At 42.2% G+C, this 21,858-nt stretch carries 21 protein-coding genes and 1 tRNA gene; 12 read left to right on the top strand and 10 right to left on the bottom strand.

From position 1 onward, the window contains the following. Positions 1–63: 63 nt before the first annotated feature. The 6 genes from CQA49_RS04665 to CQA49_RS04640 are packed head-to-tail and all read right to left on the bottom strand — an operon-like array spanning position 64 to position 4,641. Entirely contained in the window at positions 64–2,190 is a 2,127-nt protein-coding gene (locus CQA49_RS04665; RefSeq protein WP_115574810.1) for a heavy metal translocating P-type ATPase, read from the bottom strand. 29 nt (positions 2,191–2,219) lie between these two features. Continuing rightward, positions 2,220–2,621 carry a YtxH domain-containing protein gene (locus CQA49_RS04660; protein WP_115574809.1) on the bottom strand — a complete coding sequence of 134 codons (402 nt, stop codon included), beginning with the start codon at positions 2,619–2,621 and terminating at the stop codon, positions 2,220–2,222. 18 nt (positions 2,622–2,639) lie between these two features. After that, positions 2,640–2,975, bottom strand: coding sequence for a hypothetical protein (locus CQA49_RS04655; protein WP_115574808.1), 336 nt, complete (start codon positions 2,973–2,975; stop codon positions 2,640–2,642). Between the two features lie 18 nt (positions 2,976–2,993). Then, positions 2,994–3,353: a hypothetical protein gene (locus tag CQA49_RS04650; RefSeq protein ID WP_115574807.1), complete on the bottom strand. Its 360-nt coding sequence runs from the start codon at positions 3,351–3,353 to the stop codon at positions 2,994–2,996. Between the two features lie 10 nt (positions 3,354–3,363). Further along, the gene (locus CQA49_RS04645; RefSeq protein ID WP_115574806.1) at positions 3,364–4,242 is read right to left on the bottom strand and encodes a hypothetical protein; all 879 of its coding nucleotides are present in this window, start codon (positions 4,240–4,242) and stop codon (positions 3,364–3,366) included. Positions 4,243–4,245: 3 nt separating this feature from the next. Next, entirely contained in the window at positions 4,246–4,641 is a 396-nt protein-coding gene (locus CQA49_RS04640; protein ID WP_115574805.1) for a hypothetical protein, read from the bottom strand. A gap of 197 nt (positions 4,642–4,838) precedes the next feature. Here CQA49_RS04640 and purL point away from each other — a divergent pair, with 197 nt between their 5' ends. Both purL and smpB read left to right on the top strand, forming a co-directional pair. Next, positions 4,839–7,070, top strand: coding sequence for a phosphoribosylformylglycinamidine synthase subunit PurL (purL, locus tag CQA49_RS04635; protein WP_115574804.1), 2,232 nt, complete (start codon positions 4,839–4,841; stop codon positions 7,068–7,070). Positions 7,071–7,079: 9 nt separating this feature from the next. Next, positions 7,080–7,616 carry an SsrA-binding protein SmpB gene (gene smpB / locus CQA49_RS04630; protein ID WP_115574803.1) on the top strand — a complete coding sequence of 179 codons (537 nt, stop codon included), beginning with the start codon at positions 7,080–7,082 and terminating at the stop codon, positions 7,614–7,616. An 18-nt stretch (positions 7,617–7,634) separates the two neighbouring features. Here smpB and CQA49_RS04625 read toward each other — a convergent pair whose 3' ends face one another. Then, positions 7,635–8,744 carry a hypothetical protein gene (locus CQA49_RS04625; RefSeq protein ID WP_115574802.1) on the bottom strand — a complete coding sequence of 370 codons (1,110 nt, stop codon included), beginning with the start codon at positions 8,742–8,744 and terminating at the stop codon, positions 7,635–7,637. Positions 8,745–8,879: 135 nt separating this feature from the next. Beyond that, a tRNA-Leu gene (locus CQA49_RS04620) sits at positions 8,880–8,964 on the bottom strand. Positions 8,965–9,124: 160 nt separating this feature from the next. Here CQA49_RS04620 and pgsA point away from each other — a divergent pair. Genes pgsA through mnmH form a run of 4 tightly spaced genes read left to right on the top strand, consistent with a single transcriptional unit; the run spans position 9,125 to position 12,356 of the window. Further along, the gene (gene pgsA / locus CQA49_RS04615; protein ID WP_115574801.1) at positions 9,125–9,670 is read left to right on the top strand and encodes a CDP-diacylglycerol--glycerol-3-phosphate 3-phosphatidyltransferase; all 546 of its coding nucleotides are present in this window, start codon (positions 9,125–9,127) and stop codon (positions 9,668–9,670) included. 1 nt (position 9,671) lies between these two features. Next, positions 9,672–10,778, top strand: a complete 1,107-nt coding sequence (gene rseP / locus CQA49_RS04610; protein WP_115574800.1) for an RIP metalloprotease RseP — start codon at positions 9,672–9,674, stop codon at positions 10,776–10,778. Positions 10,779–10,827: 49 nt separating this feature from the next. Beyond that, positions 10,828–11,337 carry an acyl-CoA thioesterase gene (locus tag CQA49_RS04605; protein ID WP_115574799.1) on the top strand — a complete coding sequence of 170 codons (510 nt, stop codon included), beginning with the start codon at positions 10,828–10,830 and terminating at the stop codon, positions 11,335–11,337. 23 nt (positions 11,338–11,360) lie between these two features. Further along, positions 11,361–12,356 (top strand): tRNA 2-selenouridine(34) synthase MnmH, encoded by a 996-nt coding sequence (mnmH, locus tag CQA49_RS04600; RefSeq protein WP_115574798.1) that lies wholly within the window; start codon positions 11,361–11,363, stop codon positions 12,354–12,356. Here mnmH and CQA49_RS04595 read toward each other — a convergent pair. Continuing rightward, positions 12,334–14,403 (bottom strand): TonB-dependent receptor domain-containing protein, encoded by a 2,070-nt coding sequence (locus CQA49_RS04595; RefSeq protein ID WP_258864192.1) that lies wholly within the window; start codon positions 14,401–14,403, stop codon positions 12,334–12,336. The two genes, mnmH and CQA49_RS04595, sit on opposite strands and share 23 nt — an antisense overlap. 147 nt (positions 14,404–14,550) lie before the next feature. After that, complete coding sequence (locus CQA49_RS04590; protein ID WP_258864190.1) at positions 14,551–15,108, bottom strand: PepSY-associated TM helix domain-containing protein; 558 nt, start codon at positions 15,106–15,108, stop codon at positions 14,551–14,553. A gap of 198 nt (positions 15,109–15,306) precedes the next feature. Here CQA49_RS04590 and secG point away from each other — a divergent pair, with 198 nt between their 5' ends. The 6 genes from secG to CQA49_RS04560 form a co-directional block, all read left to right on the top strand. Next, complete coding sequence (gene secG / locus CQA49_RS04585; RefSeq protein WP_115574797.1) at positions 15,307–15,744, top strand: preprotein translocase subunit SecG; 438 nt, start codon at positions 15,307–15,309, stop codon at positions 15,742–15,744. Positions 15,745–15,761: 17 nt separating this feature from the next. Then, positions 15,762–16,328, top strand: coding sequence for a ribosome recycling factor (gene frr, locus CQA49_RS04580; RefSeq protein ID WP_115574796.1), 567 nt, complete (start codon positions 15,762–15,764; stop codon positions 16,326–16,328). Between the two features lie 6 nt (positions 16,329–16,334). After that, positions 16,335–18,167 carry a threonine--tRNA ligase gene (gene thrS, locus CQA49_RS04575; protein ID WP_115574795.1) on the top strand — a complete coding sequence of 611 codons (1,833 nt, stop codon included), beginning with the start codon at positions 16,335–16,337 and terminating at the stop codon, positions 18,165–18,167. Further along, a complete protein-coding gene (gene infC, locus CQA49_RS04570; protein ID WP_115574794.1) occupies positions 18,164–18,694 on the top strand; it encodes a translation initiation factor IF-3 in 531 nt (176 codons plus the stop codon). The genes thrS and infC overlap by 4 nt, the downstream gene beginning before the upstream one ends. Before the next feature lie 397 nt (positions 18,695–19,091). After that, complete coding sequence (locus tag CQA49_RS04565; RefSeq protein ID WP_115574793.1) at positions 19,092–20,501, top strand: sigma-54 dependent transcriptional regulator; 1,410 nt, start codon at positions 19,092–19,094, stop codon at positions 20,499–20,501. Between the two features lie 378 nt (positions 20,502–20,879). After that, a partial coding sequence (locus CQA49_RS04560) for a hypothetical protein (RefSeq protein ID WP_220271723.1) occupies positions 20,880–21,858 on the top strand: 979 nt, incomplete at its 3' end.

Raw genomic sequence — 21,858 nt, 5'->3', positions numbered from 1 at the left:
TTTTTGCGCTGGTTTTATAGAGCAGATACACGCAACCAATAAGCGCTAAAGGCATAAGTGGCATTATTTTTTCTTTAAATTAATGCCTTGCAAGGCATTGAGAAGTAGGACAATTGTCGTACCATTATGCAAAAAGGCGGTTTGTATCGGTGAGAGCTTCCCAAAAGTCGCAAGGGCTAAAATCGCGCTATTGACAACGACGGTGATTTTGAAATTATTGCGCACTTTTGAAAGGCACTGCATTGCGTAAATTTTGGCATCAGCTACAGATTCTATATCATCGCGCAAAAGCACCACATCAGCGCTCGCCTTTGCGATATCCGCGCCCTTGTGCATGCCTATGCCGCTATCAGCCTTTATGAGTGCTGGCGCGTCATTGATACCATCGCCCACAAAGGCGACTTTCCTGCCTTCACTCATAATAGTTTCCAAAATTTCAGCCTTTTGTGTTGGTAATAATCTCGCGTAATACCTATCAATCCCAAGCTCGCGCGCAATCTCGCTTGCTTTGGAATCTTCATCGCCTGTCAGCATAATGATTTCTTTCACGCCACTTTTTCTTAGGCGTGCGATGGCGGTTTTTGCATTGTGGCGCAAGGTGTCTTTGAGCAAAATAAGCCCTAGCAACTTCCCATCATACGCGATAAAAAGTGGCGTGTGACCGGAACGCAAAAGCTCGTTAATGCGCTCATTGTGCGCGTGCATATTAATGCCTTCATCATCTTCTAAAAAGTGGCGATTGCCAATTAACACCTCTTTGCCATTAATCTGGCTTTTCACGCCATGCGCAACGATGAAAGTCACTTCATCATGGTGAATGTGATTAAACTCTTTTTGTTTCGCAGCCTTTACCACCGCTTCAGCCACAGGGTGGAAATAATGCTCTTCAATGCTAGCGGAAAGATTTAAAATATCCTCTTCTTGCCACGAGGGGCTGAAAGAATGCACAGCGATGACTTCAAGCTCGCCTTTTGTCAGCGTGCCGGTTTTATCAAATACAAAGACTTCGGCTTCGTTGAGCGATTCTAGGCTTTTTGCGCCTTTGATGATGATACCATTTTTCCCCGCACTTGAAATGGCGGATTTAAACGCCACAGGCGTAGCAAGCTTGAGCGCGCAGGAATAATCGGCCTGCAAGACAGACGCCACACGCGTCAAATCCTGGCTAAAAATATATGAGGTAATGGCAAGCCCAAGCGTCACAGGCACGAGGTTGTCAGCCATTTTTGAGGCGCTAAGCTGGATTGAGCTTTTTTGCACGAGCGTTTCTTGTATGTAGTTTTTGATACGCGCGGTGGCGGTTTGGTTCCCCACGCCTTCAGCCCAAATTTTGATTCTGCCTTCCTGCACGATTGTGCCAGAAAGCACCCTGTCCCCTCGCGCACGCTTTACCGGCGTGGCTTCGCCTGTCATTGAGATTTGATTGACTAGCGCTTCGCCCGCGATAATATGCCCATCAATAAGTATGCTATCCCCCGCACCCACGACGATGATATCGCCGATTTTTAGATTTTCACTCGGAGTTAGGACAAGCTCGGCTTTGCCATTTATTTGCTTTTCTACCCACGCTTCAGAATCTTGAGGCTTGCTAAGCTCTTTTAGCAAATCATCGCTTTTATACATTGTCATTTCTTCAATGTATTCGCCAAGGCTTAGCATGAAGTTTGTGGAGTTTGCCGTGCGATAGTCCTTGCGATAAAGTGAAATCGCAATCGCCATAGCTTCAAGCACGCGCGAGGTGACACCTTCATTTAGCGCTTCTTTCGCGCCACTTGTGAGGATTGGCGTAGAAGCAATGAGTGAAAAAAAGCCTTTTAAGACACTAGATTGCATAAAAGGCTCTAAAAGCAACGCAGTGAGTGAGCGCGCCACTTCGCTCGAGCTTGGGATCTCACTTCTTAGCGCAATGTAGCTTTGCTCGCTTCCTTTTTTCGCCGAGGTGATAAGGAGATTTTGCAAGGTTTTGAAAAGAGATTCTGTGATTTTTTTAAGCGCGTGTTCCCCGCCAGCGTAAGTAATGATAATATTATGCAAAATATCATTGACGCGCACACTTTGGATATTTGGGATTTTTTCAATTTCCACGCGCAAAGGCAGGGATTGTATCGCGCTACCTTTTGGCAAATGATAAGAAAAGCGCGCGCGATTTGGGCTTGTGTGAAGGAGTTTTAGCTGTAAGTTTTTAGACATTGTGCAAGCTTAAAATTTACAAACTTAATTTATTCGTTAGAATCCACTTCAGCTTTGGCGTCTTCATAGCGCTCTTTGAGCTCTTCGATACCCATTTCAAAAAGGCTTGAAAGCTTTGCAAAACCTTTGAAAATTGCGCGTTGTGCGTCCTCATTTGTAAGGATAAAAGTTGCCACCGCGCCAATAAGCGCACCTTTTATAAAATCCTGTTGCGTGTTGCCACTATTAAAAAACGAGTTAATAGTATTTGTAATGCCATTAGTGGTATTTGTGTTATTTGTGGATTGTGTATTTGCGCTGTTTGTGTTATTTACGCCATTATTGCTAGCATTATTAATGTAGGGATTATTTTGCACGGAATTAAGATTCTCTAAATTTGCATTATTTGTGCTATTTGTATTATTCGCGTTATTTGTGTTGTTTGTCGCCATTTTTGCTCCTTTTGGTTTTTATCTATTTTTGCTAGTGATTTTTTGAGAATCTATACAAAAATTTTGTATCGCATAGCTTCCAGCCACACCAAGTGCTAGGTATGCGCCAGATTCTAAAAGATTATTTAAAATACTTTTTTGGCTTCCAAAAGCATTCGCCACGCCCACCGCACATGCGGTGATAAGCGCGCCTTCCGCGGTTGCTTTAAGCGTATGTTGCAAAGCATTTTCAAGGGAAATTTCACCATTTTTAAACTTTGTGTAATTATACACTCCAGAAATCATCAAGCCAGCTATGCCACCACTTACCGCGTGCCCGGGGATTGAGCGTGTAGCTCCTGTATCAAATATCATAATAAATCCTTAAAATTCTTAAATATTTGGTGTATTTTGCGAGTCATTTTGTGCTAAAAAAGTTTGCTCTTGTGCAATATTTTCTTGTGGTTTTTTTACTTTTGTAGCTTTTTTTGCGCCTTGTGCTGTTTGGTTTTTAGGTTTTCTGCCACGGCGTGATTTTACCTTCTCCACCGCTTCTTTAGCCACTGAAACGCTAAAATCCAAATCCTCTTTTAGCTCTCTAGCATTTTTTCGCACTTTTTTTGCACCTTGTGACAAATCCTCTCTTAAATCCTTTGTTTTTGCTTGCAAAGTTTTTGCAATTTCTTTGCGATTATTGTATGCGATTATCGCGCCACCGCCAAGAATAAGCCCTGCTAAAAATGGTAATGCCATAATTTACTCCTTATTTTTTGTAAAAATTGCTTGCAATCATAGCACAAAAACTTCCCAAAATGCCACCACTTATAAGAGAGAAATTGCATTTTTCCAAAAATTCCACAAGCTCTTTTTGCTGTAATTCTTTATTCTGCAACTTCGTCACAATCTCCCTTGCACGCGTGCCAAACTCCATCAACCCCTGCAAATTTTGCTCCAAAAATTCGCTGTAATTTTGCGCGTTTAAAAAATCATTTGAAAAAAGATTATTTTGCGCGTTATTTTGTGGTTTTTTCTCTTCAAAAGAATTTGTTAAAGCATTTTTCAAAAGTGGCAAATGATGCGTGTAGCTTAGCGCCTGTAGGCGAAAAAGACTATCTTTCACAAATGGCGCGCATTGCAATTTTAGCAAAAAATCGCAAGTTTGAATCTGCGTAGATTCTATGCCAAAAAGCAAAAAATACAATTCTTTAATTGCCTTAGAATCTATATTTTCAAATTGCGTGGCAAGCTTTAAAAGCTCATCGGGCAAGGGATTTTCAAGCTCCAAATTTGTATAATTAAAAGATTTTTCAAACACGCAAAAATCTTTTAATTTCTCTTCAATTTCCTCCAAAAGCGCATTTTCTTTTGAAATAATTTCTTTTAAACATTGCATAAATTCTTTTAAAATTTGGAAATCTATTCCATTTATTGTATCGTCTTGTGCGAATGAATCGCACTTCGCCTCCGCTTCGCTTTGCTCGCGTTCATACTTAGCACTTTTTGATTGCTTAGAATCCACAGATTCCAAAGGCGCATTAAGCATTTGTAAATGCAAATTTGCTTGCAAAGTTTTGTAAAATTCTAAACTTTTTTTGCGCTCTGAAATGGCTAACTGCAAGGGTTTTGATGCTTCTGAAAGCATTATTTAAATTTCCTTTATATCTTGTGAAAAATCATTAAGCTTTGCCGTAATTTCCTCTAAGCGCTCTTTTTTCACCCAAGATTCCCACAAATTTGGCTCAAAAAGATTTGCGTCATAAGTGATTGTCGCACTACCAATAAGCGCATTTACCTTGATTTCTTTAATCGCGCTTAGTCGCTTAAGTAGCGCAATAATCATCGCTTGCGTGCCATTTGCCTGCATATCATTTGAGTGAGAATCTGCCAAAAACTGCCTTAACTTCGTATTTTGCGCCCATGCTTTTGCTTTGCTAAGGTTTTTAAGATTTGCACGGATTCTAATCCTCCCGCGCACATGATGGACAATTACAAAAAAATCTGCAATTTGCGTGATTTCACTTAGTGGGATTTTTTGCGCCATAAAATGCCTTTGTGTTGGGCTTAAAAAGCCTTAAGCTAAAAGCGCGATTGTAGCGAATATCGTATTAAATTAGCTTAAAATTTTTGCTTTATCTTTTTTGTTATTTTGCAAACTTTCCACAGATTCTGCATTATTCTTTTGGGAATTAGAGAGCTTATGTTACAATTGCGCCTTAAATTTACACCAAAGGTTTTTGCATGCTTAAGACACTCACAACCCCGCTAGGCGAAAATAAAGACTTGCAAGCGGTTTTAGATTCTCACAAATTAGACGCAAAAGATTACGCGCGCATTGTTACGATGCTTCATCGCGCGCCAAATCTTATCGAGCTAGGCGTGATTTCAGCGATGTGGAGTGAGCATTGTAGCTACAAATCAAGTAAAAAATATCTCAATGGATTCCCTACAAGCGCGCCTTGGGTGGTGCAAGGACCGGGCGAAAATGCGGGCGTGATAGATATTGATGGCAAAAATGTCGCGGTGTTTAAAATAGAATCTCACAACCACCCGAGTTTCATCGAGCCACACGCAGGTGCAGCGACTGGTGTTGGCGGGATTATGCGCGATATTTTTACGATGGGTGCGCGTCCTGTGGCAAGTCTTAATTCTATCCGTTTTGGTGATGTGGCAGATTCTGGCAAGGTTGGCAAAAAGCATCGCTACCTTTTGCGCGGTGTGGTGGAAGGCATCGGCGGGTATGGCAACTGCATGGGCGTGCCGACAATCGGCGGAGAAATGAGCTTTGAAACCTGCTACAACGGCAATATTTTAGTCAATGCCTTTTGCTTGGGACTAGCCAAAAAAGAGGAAATTTTCTACGCAAAAGCCGAAGGTGTTGGGAATCCGGTAATTTATGTCGGCTCAAAAACCGGACGCGATGGCTTAGGTGGGGCGGTGATGAGTAGCGATAGTTTTAGTTCAGATTCTAAGGGCTTAAAAAGCGCGGTGCAAGTGGGCGATCCATTTGCCGAAAAGCTTCTTTTGGAGGCGTGTTTGGAGCTGTTTAAGAAAGACTATATTGTAGGGATTCAGGATATGGGCGCAGCTGGGCTTACAAGCTCAAGCTTTGAGATGGCGGGCAAAAGTGGCGCTGGTATGCGTTTAGATCTTGATAAAGTGCCGATGCGAGAATCTGGCATGAATCCTTATGAGCTTATGCTTAGCGAGTCACAAGAGCGTATGCTAATTTGCGCGAAAAAAGGCTATGAGGCGAAGGTGCTAGAGATTTTTGCCAAATGGGAGGTGGATTGCGCGGTGATTGGCGAGGTGACTAATAGCGGGCTTATGGAGCTGTATTGGTATGATGAGCCATGCGCGCGCTTGCCTATTGCCGAGCTTAGCTCAAATGCGCCTATGCTAGATAGAGCGACAAAAGAGACAAAGCGAGAAAGCGCGCCTGCTAAAACGCTAAAAACCACGCTAAGCGCGCAAGAAATGTTTGAAAAACTGCTAGGCTCACTTGAAATTAGCGATAAAAAATGGGTGTATAGTCAGTATGACTCAAGCGTGCAGACAAATACTATCGTGGGACCCGGGCAGGGCGATGCAAGCGTGATACGCATAAAGGAGAGTGAGGCGGGAATCGCGATGAGCGTGTATTGTGATGTGCGCGCAAGCTATCTTAATCCAAAAGAGGGCGCAAAGCTAAGCGTGGCGCATGTAGGGCGCGACTGCGCTACGCGTGGGGCGCGAATGAAGGCGATTAGCGATTGCCTCAACTTTGGCTCGCCAAATAATGCCGAGGTTATGTGGGAATTTAAAGAATCTTGTGAGGGTATAAAAGAGGCGTGTAAGATTCTCAATACGCCCGTTGTGAGCGGGAATGTGAGCTTGCATAATCAAAGCGATGGCAAGGATATTTATCCAACGCCTAGCATCGTGGGTGTTGGTGTGATAGAAAATAGCGCAAAAACCATTGGTAGCGCGTTGCAGAGTGTTGGAAGCGCGCTTGTGCTATTTGGTGAGATTGAAGCAAACTTTAGCGCGAGCTTGGCGCAAAAGCTAAGTGAGGGCAAGATTTATGGCGAAGTTCCGCGCATTGATTTGGCTAAGGAAGCGCGCTTGTGGGATTTTCTTTGTGAAAATATTGAATCTAACAAGATTCTTTCTGCTAAAAATGTCGGGCAAGGCGGGCTAGCTGTCGCTCTTGCAAAAATGGCGCTGCTAGGAAATAAGGGAATTAAGGTAGAGAGCGCGCTTGCGGATTCTTATATGCTTTTTGCGCAGACGCCGGGTTGTGTGGTGGTAGAGGTGGATTCTAAGAATATGGTAGATTTGATAGAATCTGCGCGCGCGCAAGGTTTGCAAGCGCGTCAAATTGGCGCTGTGGAAGGGGAGGGAATCTGCATAGATTCTCTCCAATTAGATTTTGCCCGCGCGAGGGAGCTTTATTTTGAAAGCTTTGAAGAAGTGCTAGAGCGGGATTTGTAGGATTTAGTGTTGAAAGATTCTAAAAAAAGCGTAAAAAAGCCAAATGCTAAGGGGGCGCAAAAGCCAAAGGAGCGCGCTTTCCACACTTTTAAGGAAGTGGCAAAAAACAAAAAGGCTTTTTTTGATTATGAGATTTTAGAGAGTTTGGAAGCAGGGCTTGTGCTACTTGGGAGCGAAGTGAAGTCTGCGCGCGCTGGGCGGGTAAATCTCAAGGATAGCTTTGTGCGGATTATGAAAGAAGAGGCGTTTTTGTTTAATACACATTTTGGCGCGCTGGAGCAGACAAATACGCATTTTAAGCCTGATGAAAGGCGCGTGCGCAAACTCTTATTGCATAAAAAGCAAATTACAAAACTACTTGGAAGCGTTTCTGTGCAGGGCTTAAGCATTGTGCCTTTGAGTTTGTATTTTAACCATAAAAATAAATTAAAAGCTCAAATCGCGCTTGTGAAAGGCAAGAAACTTTATGACAAGCGCGAAAGCCTTAAGAAAAAGCAACAGCTCAAAGACGCGCAGATAAGCCTCAAAGAGGCGATGAGGCGGTAAGCCTTTAATTTGCAATATTTAGTAATGCTGTGCGCCCAAAAGATCGTAGCTACCAAAAAGCGCTATATTGCAAAAGAGCAAAAATATCATATACAGCACACCAAAAAATATGCCCGCAAAAAAGCTTAATATCGGAAGTTTAATGCCGCCAACAAAGGAGGATTCCCGCAGCTTTTTTTGCGCTTGAAAAATCCCATAGCCCAAAAATGCTAGCAAAGCAAAAGGCAGAAAGAAGTTTAGACCATAAGACCTTGCGAGATTAGGCAAAATGCAAAAAAGCAAAATCAACGCAAACACCCCGCATAGCGTATAGAAATGCGCTTTGCTAGAGATTTGATAAGGTTTAAACACAAAGATTCCCACACCTAAGCTCGCCCAAATATAAGCCACATAGGCAATCCCGCGCATGCAAAGCTGTGAAAAATCATGATGAAAAATCGGCGCATGATAGTAAAAAGCGCGCATGCAAACTAAACCAAGAGTGCTAAGCAGTGGATAGAGCACAAAAGAGATAAGAAGCATTTTGTCTAAAAGCGTGCGTGCGTGCCTTGCACTAGATTTTTTGATGCTTTTAAGCAAAATCACAATAAGCATAAAGGTAACGCAGAGATACAAGAGGTTAAAAAGAGCAAGAAAATATTCAGTGGGTAAAAAGTTGAGATAAAAATAACGCTGTGCGATTCCGGCAAACCAGATCCCCATATACGCTACACATAACCACTGCGCGCTTTTTGCGTGTGTGAGCTTGCTAAGAAAAAAGCCAAGAGGCAAGAGCATGAAAGGCAAAAAGCTTAAAAAGCCAAGCAAAGGCTCAAATAACCGAGAAAGCCCAAAATCATTCCTTCCCAAAGCAAACACCACAAACAGCAATCCGCCAAATATACATAGCGTGCCACATAAACTTAAGAAAATGCGCGTTTTGACAAAAGCCTCATCAAAGAAAAACTCCCAAAACCCCAATCCTGCGAAAATAAAAAACACTCCCCATGTAAAAACCGCAAACTCAGAATTTATAAAAAAGAAATTTCCCTGATAAAAGCACAAAAGATTATACAAAGGCGCAAGCGCTAGAAATGCAAATGCTATGGCAAAAAGATAATAAAAATTAGGAAGCTTGTATTCGCGCATGTAACTACCTTTTATGGGTTTTGCATTTGTGATTATAGTGAAAATTTAAGCTTTTGTGTTGTGGTGAAGATTGTGATTTGTAGTAGATTAATTAAGTCAAGACGAGTAATTTTGTATCTTTAAAAGGTGATAAAGTGGTGCGGAAGAGAGGACTTGAACCTCCATGCCTTGCGGCGCTAGATCCTAAGTCTAGTGCGTCTGCCAGTTTCGCCACTTCCGCATATTGCTTAAATTAAAGCCGTAAAAAAGCGAAATTATACAAATTTAAGGTTAAAACTGCCTTAATTTCATTTGCCTCACTTCAAAAATTCGTTACGCAAAAGATACAATTTTGAGCTATAATCCAAATATTTTGTCATTTCAGATTCTAAGGATTTTGCTTGCGCCATGTGCCTAATATTCTCAGCATTTCTCGTATTATTTTAGCGATTTTGCTACTTTTTGTGGTGTTGCATTATGAGCTGATTTTCCCTGCATATATGGATTTTTCGTGGGTGAATTATTTTGCTTGTCTTATTTTTTGCATTGCGAGTTTGACGGATTTTTTTGATGGCTATATCGCGCGAGAATACAACTTCAAATCCCTTTTTGGCGAGGTTTTTGACCCGCTAGCGGATAAAATGCTTATTCTTTCAGCTTTCATCGCGCTACTTGTGCTGGAGAGGGCAAATGCGTGGGCGGTGTTTTTAATCTTAAGTAGGGAGTTTTTTATCACAGGTTTGCGCGTGGTGGTGGCGAGCAGTGGGAAAAGTGTCGCAGCTTCGCAAGCTGGCAAATACAAAACCGGCGCGCAAATTGCCGCAATCGCCTTTTTGCTAGCGGACTTTTTCCCCGGTGGCGAGGTTTTGCTATGGTTTGCGACAATTTTAACGCTGTATTCTGGCTTTGAATACACGATAAAATACTACAAAACGCTAAAGGGCTAGTTTGGGGCTGGCTCTCGCGCTCATCGCACTTTGCTTTCTTGTGCTGTTCCACGAGCTGGGGCATTTCCTCATTGCGCGTTTGTGCGGGATTGGCGTTGAGGTATTTAGCATCGGCTTTGGTAAAAAGCTCTGCACTTTCACCCACAAAGGCACGCAGTATGCGATTTCGCTCATTCCACTTGGCGGCTATGTGAAATTAAAAGGCTTAGAATATAGCGCGGATTCTCACACTTCAAATACTTCGCACACTTTGCAATCTCCACGCGCGCAAAACGCAGATTCTTATGAGAGCAAACCGCCCATTGTGCGACTTTTGGTTTTGTTTGGCGGTCCTGTTTTTAATCTTTTGCTTGGATTTTTGCTTTATTTTGGAATCTGCTTAAACGGCGCAGTTGGTTTAGCGCCTGTGGTTGGTGGTTTGCAGGAAGATTCTCCAGCGCAAAAAGCCGGAATCTTAGCAGGAGATAGAATCATAAAAATTGAAGGTGAAAATATTTTTTTATGGCAGGATATTAGCAATGTTTTGCAAAAGCACGCTTCTTTAAACGCGCTAAAATTCCTCATTCAGCGAGATTTTAAAGATGCAGATTCTCAAACAATAGAGCTTTTTATTACGCCATTTTTCAAACAGGGACAAAATATGTTTAAAGAGCCTCAAACACAAGCATTTATCGGAATCTACGCCACGCAAAAAGCAGAATTGCTTCAATTTTCACCCTTGCAATCCTTGCAAATCGCATGGCGCAAGACTTTAGAATCTACGCATTTCATAGCCCAAAGTATTGCAAAGCTTGCAAGTGGCGTGGTGAGCGTGCGCGAGGTGAGTGGTGTAGTGGGTATGACAAACACGCTTAGCCATGTCGCGCAAAGTGATTTGGTGGCGTTTTTTGGCTTTTGTGCGCTTCTTTCAATCAATCTCGGGCTTATCAATCTTTTGCCAATTCCACTCCTTGATGGCGGGCAGATTCTCTTTGTGTTGTATGAAATGCTCACGCGCAAAAAGCCAAATGAGCGCATTTTGCGACTTCTTAGCTTTTTTGGGCTGGCATTCATTGTCGCGATTATGCTTTTGGGGCTTTTTAATGATATGACAAGACTTATTTATTAACCTATCAAGCGCATAATTAAGGCTTATTTCAATGCAAAAGAGGTGAGTTATGGAAGATGTATTTGACACGAGATCACTTACGATGAGTATCCTTGCAGGTCCGAATTTGGCGAATTTTAGCGGTGTGGTGCATGGGGGGGAATTGATGAAATTGCTTGATCAAGTCGCCTACACTTGCGCCACGCGCTATTGTGGGCATGGCGTGGTGACTTTGAGCGTGGATAATCTTATCTTTAAACACCCCATTCCCATCGGCTCGCTTATCATTTTCCTTGCGAGCGTGAATTATGTCGGCAAGACGAGTTGCGAGGTTGGGATAAAAGTCATTAGCGAGGATATTAAACATCGTTTTGTCACGCATTGCAATACTTGCTACTTTACGATGGTGGCAATTGATACAAAAACAGGCGAGAAAAAGTCAATCCCACCATTTACGCCAAAAACGCCTACAGAAATCCGCCGCTATGAAGCCGCACTGCAACGCAAAGGCGCAAGGCGTGAGAATGTGCGGAATTTCCAAACCATACAAAATAACGCAACGCCACAAGAATTGCGCTAAAATTTATTAAGTGAAGAGAATCTATGCTAGTTGGCGCGCAGGAATTTTTAGCAAAATCTGATATTATCATCGATACGCGCTCCCCTAGCGAATACGCACTCTCTCATATCCCAAATGCGCTCAATCTCGCGGTTTTGAATGATGAGCAACGCCAAAAAATTGGCACGCTTTATAAGCAAAATCCTTTTAGTGCAAAGACGCTAGGTGCGAGCTTAATTTGTGAAAATATCGCTAGATTCTTACCACAGCTAGAATCCTTGCAAATAACCCCTGCAAAAATCATCGGAATCCACTGCGCGCGTGGCGGTATGCGCAGTCTTTCAATGCAAACGATTTTACAAAATATTGGCTTTCGCACTCTGCGTTTAAAAGATGGCTACAAAGCCTATCGCAACGAGGTTTTAAGCGCTTTAGGCAAAACTCCTAAAATGTCGTTTTTTACGCTCATCGGTCCCACAGGCTGCGGGAAAAGTGAGCTTATCGCAAATTTTAAAAATTCCCTTGATATAGAATCTTTTGCTAAACATTTAGGTTCAAGCTTTGGGGGGATTTTAGGCGCGCAACCAAGTGTGGGAATGTTTGAAAATCTCCTTTTTACGCGATTAAGAGAGTTAGAAAATATGCAGGTGCTGGTTGAGGGAGAGAGCAAAAAACTCGGCGCGCTCGTGCTACCAAATGCGCTGTATAACGCCTATCAAAACGGCGTGAAAATCCTTGTGAGCGCGCCACTTGAATTGCGTATCAAGCGCATTGTGAAGGTTTATAGCGCTATAGATTCTGCATTTTTCAATCAAGCAATGCAAAAAATCGCGCCTTTTATGCAAAAAAGTTTTTGGCTTCAAGCAAAGAGCGCGTATGAAAGAGGGGATTTGGAATGCGTGGCGAAAATTCTCATCACGCGCTATTATGACAAAGTCTATCGCATAGAATCCCACGCGTATGAGGTGGATTCTAGCGATTTAGATTCTGCATTAGAGCAAATAAAAGAAATTATGGCTAAATATCTACACGAAAAGTAAGCCAATAATTCCTTCCGGCTAAAACTTTTTGATAAGCATTAATGTATTCTGTGGCGTTATTATAAAGCACATAATCCATAAAATTTGTATTGAAAATATTATTGACTGCAAGTGTAGTATTGAGATTTTTTGTAAATTTATAACTAAGTGCAAAATCTACGAGTTGATAGTTTTTATAATAAGTGCCTATATAGTTTCGCGCTACGCTGTCATCATCTGAAATAAGTGTAGGTGTTTGAAATCGCCCTTGCCAGCGAATATAAGAGCTAAAATTTCCATAGCGATATTCAGGTTTAATAGTGAAACTATGTTTTGGGATTGCATTAAGCGGCTGTCCTTTGTAAGTTCCACTTTTTTGCTCTGTGTAAGTAAAAGCATAGGTAGAATTTAGCGAAAATCCATTGATAGGCTCTAGTTTAAATGCCAATTCTGCGCCAGTAGTGATTGCGCGATCGACATTTTGATACATAAAGCATCTATTTGCATTAGCGCAATATGTTATATTTGGATCTCTAAAACCAACTTCAGCGATTTTATTATTAAAATCTGTGTAATAGCCTGTGGCAATCATTGATAAGTAGTCATTTTCTACAATGGCACTAAACTCATAATTCCAGCTCGTTTCTTGCTTGAGCGCTTCATTGCCATAGCGACGCATACCAGAAGATTGTGTATAAAACTCATTATCTAAGTAGTAGATAGGTGGAGTGATTACGCCACTTGAGATTCCAGCTTTAAGTGTTAGCCACTCTGTGGGATTGATATTGACAAAAAAGCGTGGATTTGGAATCGCCCTAAAAATATCTGAATAGTTATAGCGCAAACCAAGTGTGGTGGAAATATACTCATTGATGTGATATTGTCCTTCCCCAAAAATCGCCACTTGATTAAGGCTTGTGTCAGTAACTGCATTTGTGCGAGAAGATATCGTATAGTAATTTTGATGGATAAAATAAACTCCACCATTAAAGCCTATCACGCCATAATTATCAAGATCGAAGTTTTTATTATAGGTTGATTGAAAGATAATATCAGTGTTAATCCATGGGTGCGCCCAATCTACATAAGCGCCTTTGTTCGCGCCAGTTACAACACCAGCGCTACCACCTTCGCCTAAGTGTCTTGCTAGCATGGTTTTAGAATACTGCACATAAGTATTGATATTTCCCCAATCATAATTTGCATCATAATTTAGCACATTGTTAAACTTGTAAAAATCCCGCACAACCGTATTATTGCTACTATTTAGCGTGCCACCTCGTGCAAAGTAGGCTTCTGTGTCAAAATAAAAGCTATTGTGTGCATTTGGCAGATAGCTAATGCGTCCGCCAGCATTCCACTGGCTAAAAGCTGTGGGAGCTTGCACGCTGTAGGGATTGCTACTTGTATCATTTAAACCCGCTGGCTTTAGATAGGCTGCTTTATCGCCATAGCGATAGCTTCCGCGCAAGTTTATTGAAAGTGTGTTTTTAATAAGTGGCAATGCCAAGTAAGCATTTGCCCCATACATATTGCCAAACTTGCTATCTTCTGCAAGCCTTGTGTCAAATTGCACGCTTGCGGTATATTTATCCACATATTTTTTGGTGATAACATTTATCACACCACCCATTGCATCACTTCCATAGATGATTGACGCAGGACCTCTAATAACCTCTATACGCTCAATCATCGAAGTTGGCGGCATCATTGTATTAAGTAATTCTGCAAAACCTCTATTAAATCCGGGCGTGACATTTTGACGCTTGCCATCGATTAAAAAGAGCGTGTAGGTATATTCTAAACCACGCATTGAGATTGCATTAGCCCCATTCCTGCTAGTTTCTATATACACACCCGGGACATCTTGCACCGCATCGCCAATATCCCTAATCGGGCGCGTGAGAATCTCCTCTTTATCCACTACGCTAATGCTCGCAGGAGCGTCCTTAATCTCTTGATCATAACCACTTGCTGTGATAACTGAACGCTGTAATTTAACAGAAGTTAGATTCTGCTCATCTGCATTTTGAGATAAGCTAACGCTAACACCTAAAACCAGAGCCACAAAAAATTTTTGTGCTACCTTAAAGGATAGAGTTGCCCCCCCCCCTTATTCTACTTAATGCATTTTGAAATGTAAGCAAAATAAACGCCATAAATTTCTCCTCTTAATTTTTTTTGGTTGTATTTTAATTTTGCGCTTATAGGGTATTTAAATACTCAAATACACCGCTAGTGCAGTAATCCCAAGTCCAGCGACAAATGTCCAAAGTGCGCTTTTTCGGCGCTTTTTACAAAATGAAGTCATAATAAGCCCGGAAAGATAAAAAATAATCATACTAATAGAAAAAGTCACCGCGATAATGTCAAAATAAAATTTGCCCTTCGCCTTATGCATCAAAAGCAAGATTCCATACAAGCCCCTATCTGTCGTGCGTAGGATATTTGTGCCATCTCTATCTTTGGCAATACTCGCGCTGTATTTGATGTTTCCCATTGTTGGCATGCCTTTCATCATACGCACTTGCGTATCACTTGGGATTTTGAGATTATGCTTTGCTAAGAGATTAAGGATAAATTCCTGCTCTTGTCCCTTTTCAGGCAGAGAATCTAGCGTGATAGTGTGGATTGTCGCATCGGCATTTTCACGCACTTCAAAGATATACAGCGCGCCTGTGAGCACATAAATAAACGCTGCGGGGAAGAAAAATATACTTAGATAGACATGGATTTTCATCCAAAGTTGCTTGTCGAATTTGAATTTTTTCATCGAAGATTCCTTATTTTTTTAAAATCAAAAGCGCGCATTATAGCAAAATGTTTGTGAAGCAATTGTGAAATTAATTCTTAAATCTTAAAAGGCAAAGGTTTAAAGACATAAGGCGCAAAGTTTCTCTTAATTTTTTGGTTGGATTTAACATTTCTTTTGCTATAATCGCGCTTCTTATTTTGTTTAGCGGAGAAATTTATGGCGTTTATTTTGCTTATAGTTCAAATTGTTTTAGTGTTTTTAATCACCATCGTAGTGCTTTTGCAAAAAAGCTCAAGCCTCGGACTTGGCGCATATAGCGGAAGTAATGAAAGTATGTTTGGCGCAAAAGGTCCAGCGGGATTTTTGGCAAAGGCGACTATGTTTTTGGGCTTGCTTTTTTTGGCAAATACCATCGCGCTTGGCTACCTTTATAATAAACAAACAAGCCTCACAGATTCTCTTCAAAATGGCGCGCAAAATGGTTTGCAAAATAGCCTGCAAGTAGCACCGGCTGAAAATCCTTTCGCAATGCCAGATTCTCCTTTAGCGCCAGCGCAAGACACATCTACAAATGTGCCAGCGCAAAATGCACCAGCAAACGAGCCTGCAAATGACGCTTCAAATAGCGCAAGTACGCCAGCGCAAGCACAATAATTTTTAAAGGAAATTGTATGAGTGATGAAATTTCGCAGATTCTCAAACACACACAAGAAAGCATGGAAAAGTCGCTTAATGCGTTAAAAAAGGACTTTAGCGCGTTGCGTAGCGGGCGCGTATCGACTGCGCGCGTGGATTCTATCAAGGCGGATTATTACGAGACGCCAACACCACTTTCGCAAATGAGCTCTATTGTCGTGCAAGATGCCTCAACGCTTGTGATAACGCCATGGGATAAGGGCTTGCTAAAGGCAATCGAGCGCGCATTGCAGGAAGCAAATATCGGCGCGACACCAAACAACGATGGAGAATCTATCCGCCTAAACTTCCCGCCCATGACAAAAGAACAGCGCGTAGAAATCGCCAAAGAAGCCAAAGCCATGGCAGAAAAAGGGCGCGTAGCAGTACGCAATATTAGGCAGGATTCTAACAACGCGCTAAAAAAACTTGAAAAAGCAAAAACTATCACAGAGGACGCTTGCAAAAAGGCGCACGAAAGCGTCCAAAAGCACACAGATGATTTTGTGAAAAAAATCGATGACGCGCTCAAGGCAAAAGAAGATGAGATTTTAAAGGTTTAAAAATCTATGAGCAAAAACGAACTTATTGGCAAAAAGATTGATGGCAAGATTTATGATTTACAGACTTTGCAAGAAAATGGCTTAGAAAACGCGCCAAATAGCGAGCCAATTTATTTTGACAATTCAGAATCCGCACTTTTTATCCTGCGCCACTCTTGCGCGCATTTGCTCGCTCAAGCAATCAAAGCACTTTACAAAGACGCGCAGTTTTTCGTCGGACCGGTGGTGGAAGAGGGCTTTTATTATGATTTTCAAACGAGTGAGAAAATCAGCGAAGAGGATCTTCCAAAGATAGAATCCAAAATGAAAGAGATTGCAAAGCAAGGCTATGACATCGCCAAATACTCTACCACGCGAAAAAGTGCCGAGCAAAAGTTTGCAAATGATGCGCTCAAGCTTGCGGTAATGAGCAAAATTGAAGGCGATACCTTTAGCTTTTATACGCAAGGTGATTTTGAGGATTTGTGCCGAGGACCGCATTTGCCAAATACGCGCTTTTTGGAGCATTTTAAGCTTACAAAAATCGCAGGGGCGTATCTTGGCGGGGACGAAAAAGCTCAAATGTTGCAGAGAATCTATGGCATTGCCTTTGCAGATAAGCAATCGCTCAAAGACTATCTTTTCCAAATTGAAGAAGCCAAAAAGCGCGATCACCGCAAGTTAGCTGTGAGTATGGGACTTTTTAGCTTTGATGAGGAAATCGGCGCGGGACTACCTTTGTGGCTACCAAAGGGCGCGAGACTACGCAGAAATATAGAATCTTTGCTTACAAAAGCCCTTATCAAGCGCGAGTATGAGCCTGTGCGCGGACCTGAGATTCTCAAAAGTGAAGTATGGAAAAAAAGCGGGCATTACGCAAATTACAAAGAAAATATGTATTTTACGACCATCGATGAGGTGGAATACGGCATTAAGCCTATGAATTGCGTTGGGCATATCAAAGTCTATCAAAGCTCGCCACGAAGCTACCGCGAGCTGCCTTTGCGCTTTTATGAATATGGTGTGGTGCATCGACATGAAAAAAGTGGCGTGTTGCATGGACTCTTGCGCGTGAGGGAATTTACTCAAGATGACGCGCATATTTTTTGCGCCCCAGAGCAGATAAAAAGCGAGATTAATCAAATCATCGATTTTACAAAAAGCATTATGGAAGCCTTTAATTTTAGCTATGAAATGGAGCTTTCTACCCGCCCGCAGAAGTCAATCGGGAGTGATGAAATTTGGGAAAGCGCGACAAATGCGCTAAAAAGCGCGCTAGAGGAAAACAATATCGCCTACAAAGTCGATGAAGGCGGTGGCGCGTTTTATGGACCAAAGATTGATATAAAAATAACAGACGCGCTAAAGCGCAAATGGCAGTGTGGCACGATACAAATTGATATGAATCTGCCAGAGCGATTTGAGCTAAGCTACACAGATGAGCATAACCAGCCCCAAACGCCCATTATGATACACCGCGCAATTTTGGGGAGTTTTGAGCGTTTTATTGCGATTTTGACGGAACATTTTGCCGGCGAGTTTCCGCTTTTCATTGCGCCTACGCAGGTATGCCTTATTCCTATTGGTGAGGCGCAAAGCGCGTATGCAAGGAGCTTGCGTCAGCGAATTAGCGCGCAAAGTGGCGCGTATGTGGAAATTTTGGATAAAAATGAAACGCTTTCAAAGAGAATCCGCACCGCGGAAAAACAGCATATTCCGCTAATTATCGTCATCGGCGAACAAGAAGTCACAAGTAAGATTCTCGCGGTGCGCGATAGGACAAAGCGCGAGCAATACAGCCTAAGCGAGGAGGAATTTATAAAAATGTTACAAACCAAATTAAGTGAGGTCAGCTTTTGAAAGAAAATAAAGACGAAGTGTTGTTGAATGAGGAAATAAACCTTAAAGAAGTGCGTTGCGTAGGCGATGATGGCGAAGTTTTTGGCGTGATGAGCTCAAGGGAAGCGCTTGAGCTAGCGGTGCAAAAGGATTTGGATTTAGTGCTTATCTCGCCAAATGCCAAACCGCCGGTGTGCAAGATTATGGATTATGGCAAGTTCCGCTATCATCAAGAAAAGCGCCAAAAAGAGGCAAAGAAAAAGCAAAAGCAAATCGAAATTAAAGAAATCAAACTTTCCACCCAAATCGCGCAAAATGATATTAATTACAAAGTCAAGCACGCGATTGAGTTTTTGGAAAATGGCAAGCATGTGCGTTTCAAGGTGTTTTTGAAACAGCGCGAGCTTAGCATTCCTGACGCGGGTATGGACACACTGCGTAAAGTCGCGCCTATGCTTGAGGAAATCGCTGTGGCTGAAAAAGAGCCAAAGCTAGAAGGGCGCTATTTAAGCGTGCTTTATGTGCCTAAAAAAGCCGCGACAAAGTAGATTCTTAGTAATTTAGAGAATCCAAAGATCTAATCAATCATCGTGCGTTATTGTGAGTGGTAGCGAAGTAGTCCAAAACTTTACGCAACCAAAGCGCGTTAGAGAATCTTTGCGCCTTATCAATTAGAAATGGTAAAATATGCACGCAAGCGCAAGCGAAGCCGAGCTTTGGCGAGCAACGCTTGCCAAAGTGATACACTCACAAGGAATAGGTAGCGGAATTCACTTCCGCAAAGGTGATACAATTTAAAGGACATAGATTCTCAAACCGCCAACCACGCAATAGAATCTTTAACCCTTATCTGCCAAAAATGGTAAAATATGCACGCGAGCGCAAGCGAAGCGGAGCCGAAGTGCGATTCACTCGCACGAGGTGATACAATTTAAAGGAATAGGCATGAGAATCTGCTATGTCGAAGATGATATAAACTACCGCAAAGCCCTTGAGCTGGGCTTTAAAAACTACCCGCAATACGAAGCCATCGGCTTTAAAAACGCCATCGAGGCGCTCAAAGCCCTGCAAGATTCCCAGCCTTTTGATGTGATTATTACTGATATTAATATGCCTAAAATGGACGGCTTGGAGTTTTTGCGCGAGCTACAAAACCAAATGCGCTATGAGTATAAAACAATCGTCATCACCGGAAATGCGTCCGTGCAAAACGCCATCGGCGCGATCCGCTTAGGCGTGAAAGATTTTCTAGTCAAGGGCTTTGATTTTGAAGAGCTTGTAAGCACGCTTGAGCGCATACAAAAAGAGCAAAATATTCGCGCAAAGATTCAAAGCGCCCAGCGCGCAGATTCTGCTAAAAAGCAGGCAAATCAACCAAATGATTTTAACTCCGCAAATGTCGCCACCCAGCTAGATTCTGCGAAATCTAATGACAAAAGCGCACCCACTTCCAAAGCCTTGCAAGAAGTGCTAAAAATCGCAAAAAAAGTCGCGCCAACTGATGCGAGTGTGTTTTTGATGGGGCAAAGTGGGGTAGGCAAAGATGTGTTTGCAAACTTTATCCACCAGCATTCCCCGCGCGCGCAAAAGCCCTTCATCGCGCTAAATATGGCGGCAATCCCTGAACATTTGCTAGAATCTGAACTTTTTGGCTATGAAAAAGGCGCATTTACAGATGCCACCGCGCCAAAACCCGGAATCTTAGAAGATGCCAATGGTGGCAGTGTATTTTTAGATGAGATCGGCGAAATGCCCGCCAGCCTGCAAGCAAAGCTCTTGCGCGTGATACAAGAAAAGAGCCTTACAAGGCTAGGAAGCTCTAAAAAAATCCCAATCAATGTGCGCTTCATCTCCGCTACAAACGCCAATATCGCGCAAAAAATTGCTAATGGCACTTTTAGAGAGGATTTGTTTTTCCGCTTGCAGACGATACCAATTTTTATCCCACCACTAAATGAACGCAAGGACGAGATTCTAGGTATTGCGCGTAATAAACTTTCCCAAACCACCGCAAATTACGGCTTCGCGCCAAAGATGCTTAGCAAAGAGGCTGAAGCGAAGCTCCTTGAATACAGCTGGCCCGGAAATATTAGAGAGCTTTTGAGCGTGATTGAGCGCGCGGTGATTTTGAGCGAGGGTGAGGTTATCGATGTGGCGGATTTGGCTTTGCAAAGCAAAGAGCGCGTTTTTAACGCCACTTTGAGCACGAATGCAAATTCTTTGGCGAGTTTAGAAAAAGAGCTACTTTCCCGCACCTTGCAAGAAGTGGGTAATAACGCGCAAAAGGCAAGCGATTTACTCGGTATGGATTTAAAAGTCCTGCGTCAAAAACTCACACAATATGGACTTTTATAAGCGCCAAATCACAGCTTTAAGCGCAAAACTCAATTTTCTTGCTATAATTTTCCCACAAGCGCTTTAAGATTTTCCCATTTTGCCGATATAGCCAAACCCGAGAAAAATACAGAATCTCATTTATTTGGAGAAAAAATGATTAGGAAGTTTTGCTTGCTTAACCTATATATATATATATATAGGATTTCCTCTCGTTTTATTCTCCATTATCCATTCTCTTGTCTTCGCGCATATAAGGGCTTTTTCGCGCACGACATTCATCTGTTTTTTACAAAATTTCACCGCACCCTCAGCACTACGCATAGAAAAACGCAATTTTCACATATTCCCACGCGGTAAGGATTCTCTTTTGATAACCAAACAGGCAAGGAGGCTACAATGAAGACTGCAAAACTCAAACGCAATCTGCACCATATTTCATTGCGCAGATTCTGTGAAGTTTCTTGCAATTGTTTTCTTGCCTCATGTCTTATTGCGCCTTCCGGACTTCAGGCGGGATTTACTAATGTTTTTAGAAATACGAATTGTGACGCAGGACATGATGCTAATAACTGCACCATTAGTGGCGCTGTGACGGTAACAAGCAATCTTGGCAGTGTGCCAAATCAAGGTGGGTCTGGAAACACCACAACAATGACTATAGCACAATCAGGAAGTTTCAGCGGTAGTAATATCTTATTTAGAAACATTGATACAGCCACTCGTTTTGTTCTTAATAATAATGGAAGTTTTTCTATTACTGGTAATGGACAGCTTGTTTATGAAAGTGGCGGTGGGGACATTACAAATAATGGAACTTTCACTTCACGGGTGCAATATAGCACAAGTACAGGGGCTTCGCAAAATGGTAATATAACAAATAATGGCACCTTTACAGGAAATGTAGCTTACTTGAATAGTAGTAGCGGGAGCGTGACAAATAATAGCGATTTTACTGGGAGTGTATCATTTGCTAGCGGTCAAGGGAATGTTGAAAACTCGGGAACTTTTACTGGAAATGTGTCGTATGGTGCTGGTGGCGGAACTCTTACGAACTCTAATGTTATTAATGGCTTAGTTAGCACATCAGGTGGCACGGTTACTATCACTAATGACGCCAATGGCATAATAACGGGTGGCGCTTTTACCAGCGGTGGGGTTAGGGGTAATGCTGGTGTATATGGTGGAAGTGGCACGCTTAATCTTACAAATAATGGTAGTATAACAACAACCACTCATGGTGTTAATGATGTTGGTATTTGGACTGCCAATGGTGTTGTAGGCACGATAACCAACAATGCAGGTGGGCTAATCGAAGGGATTACGTTTTCTAGGGCAGCTAACACCATCACCAATGCAGGACAAATCGCAAATGGCT

This window comes from Helicobacter sp. MIT 00-7814 (assembly GCF_003364115.1).
Taxonomy (GTDB): domain Bacteria; phylum Campylobacterota; class Campylobacteria; order Campylobacterales; family Helicobacteraceae; genus Helicobacter_F.
The sequence above is the reverse complement of the archived record's forward strand: the minus strand, read 5'-3'. Positions and strand labels throughout refer to the sequence as shown.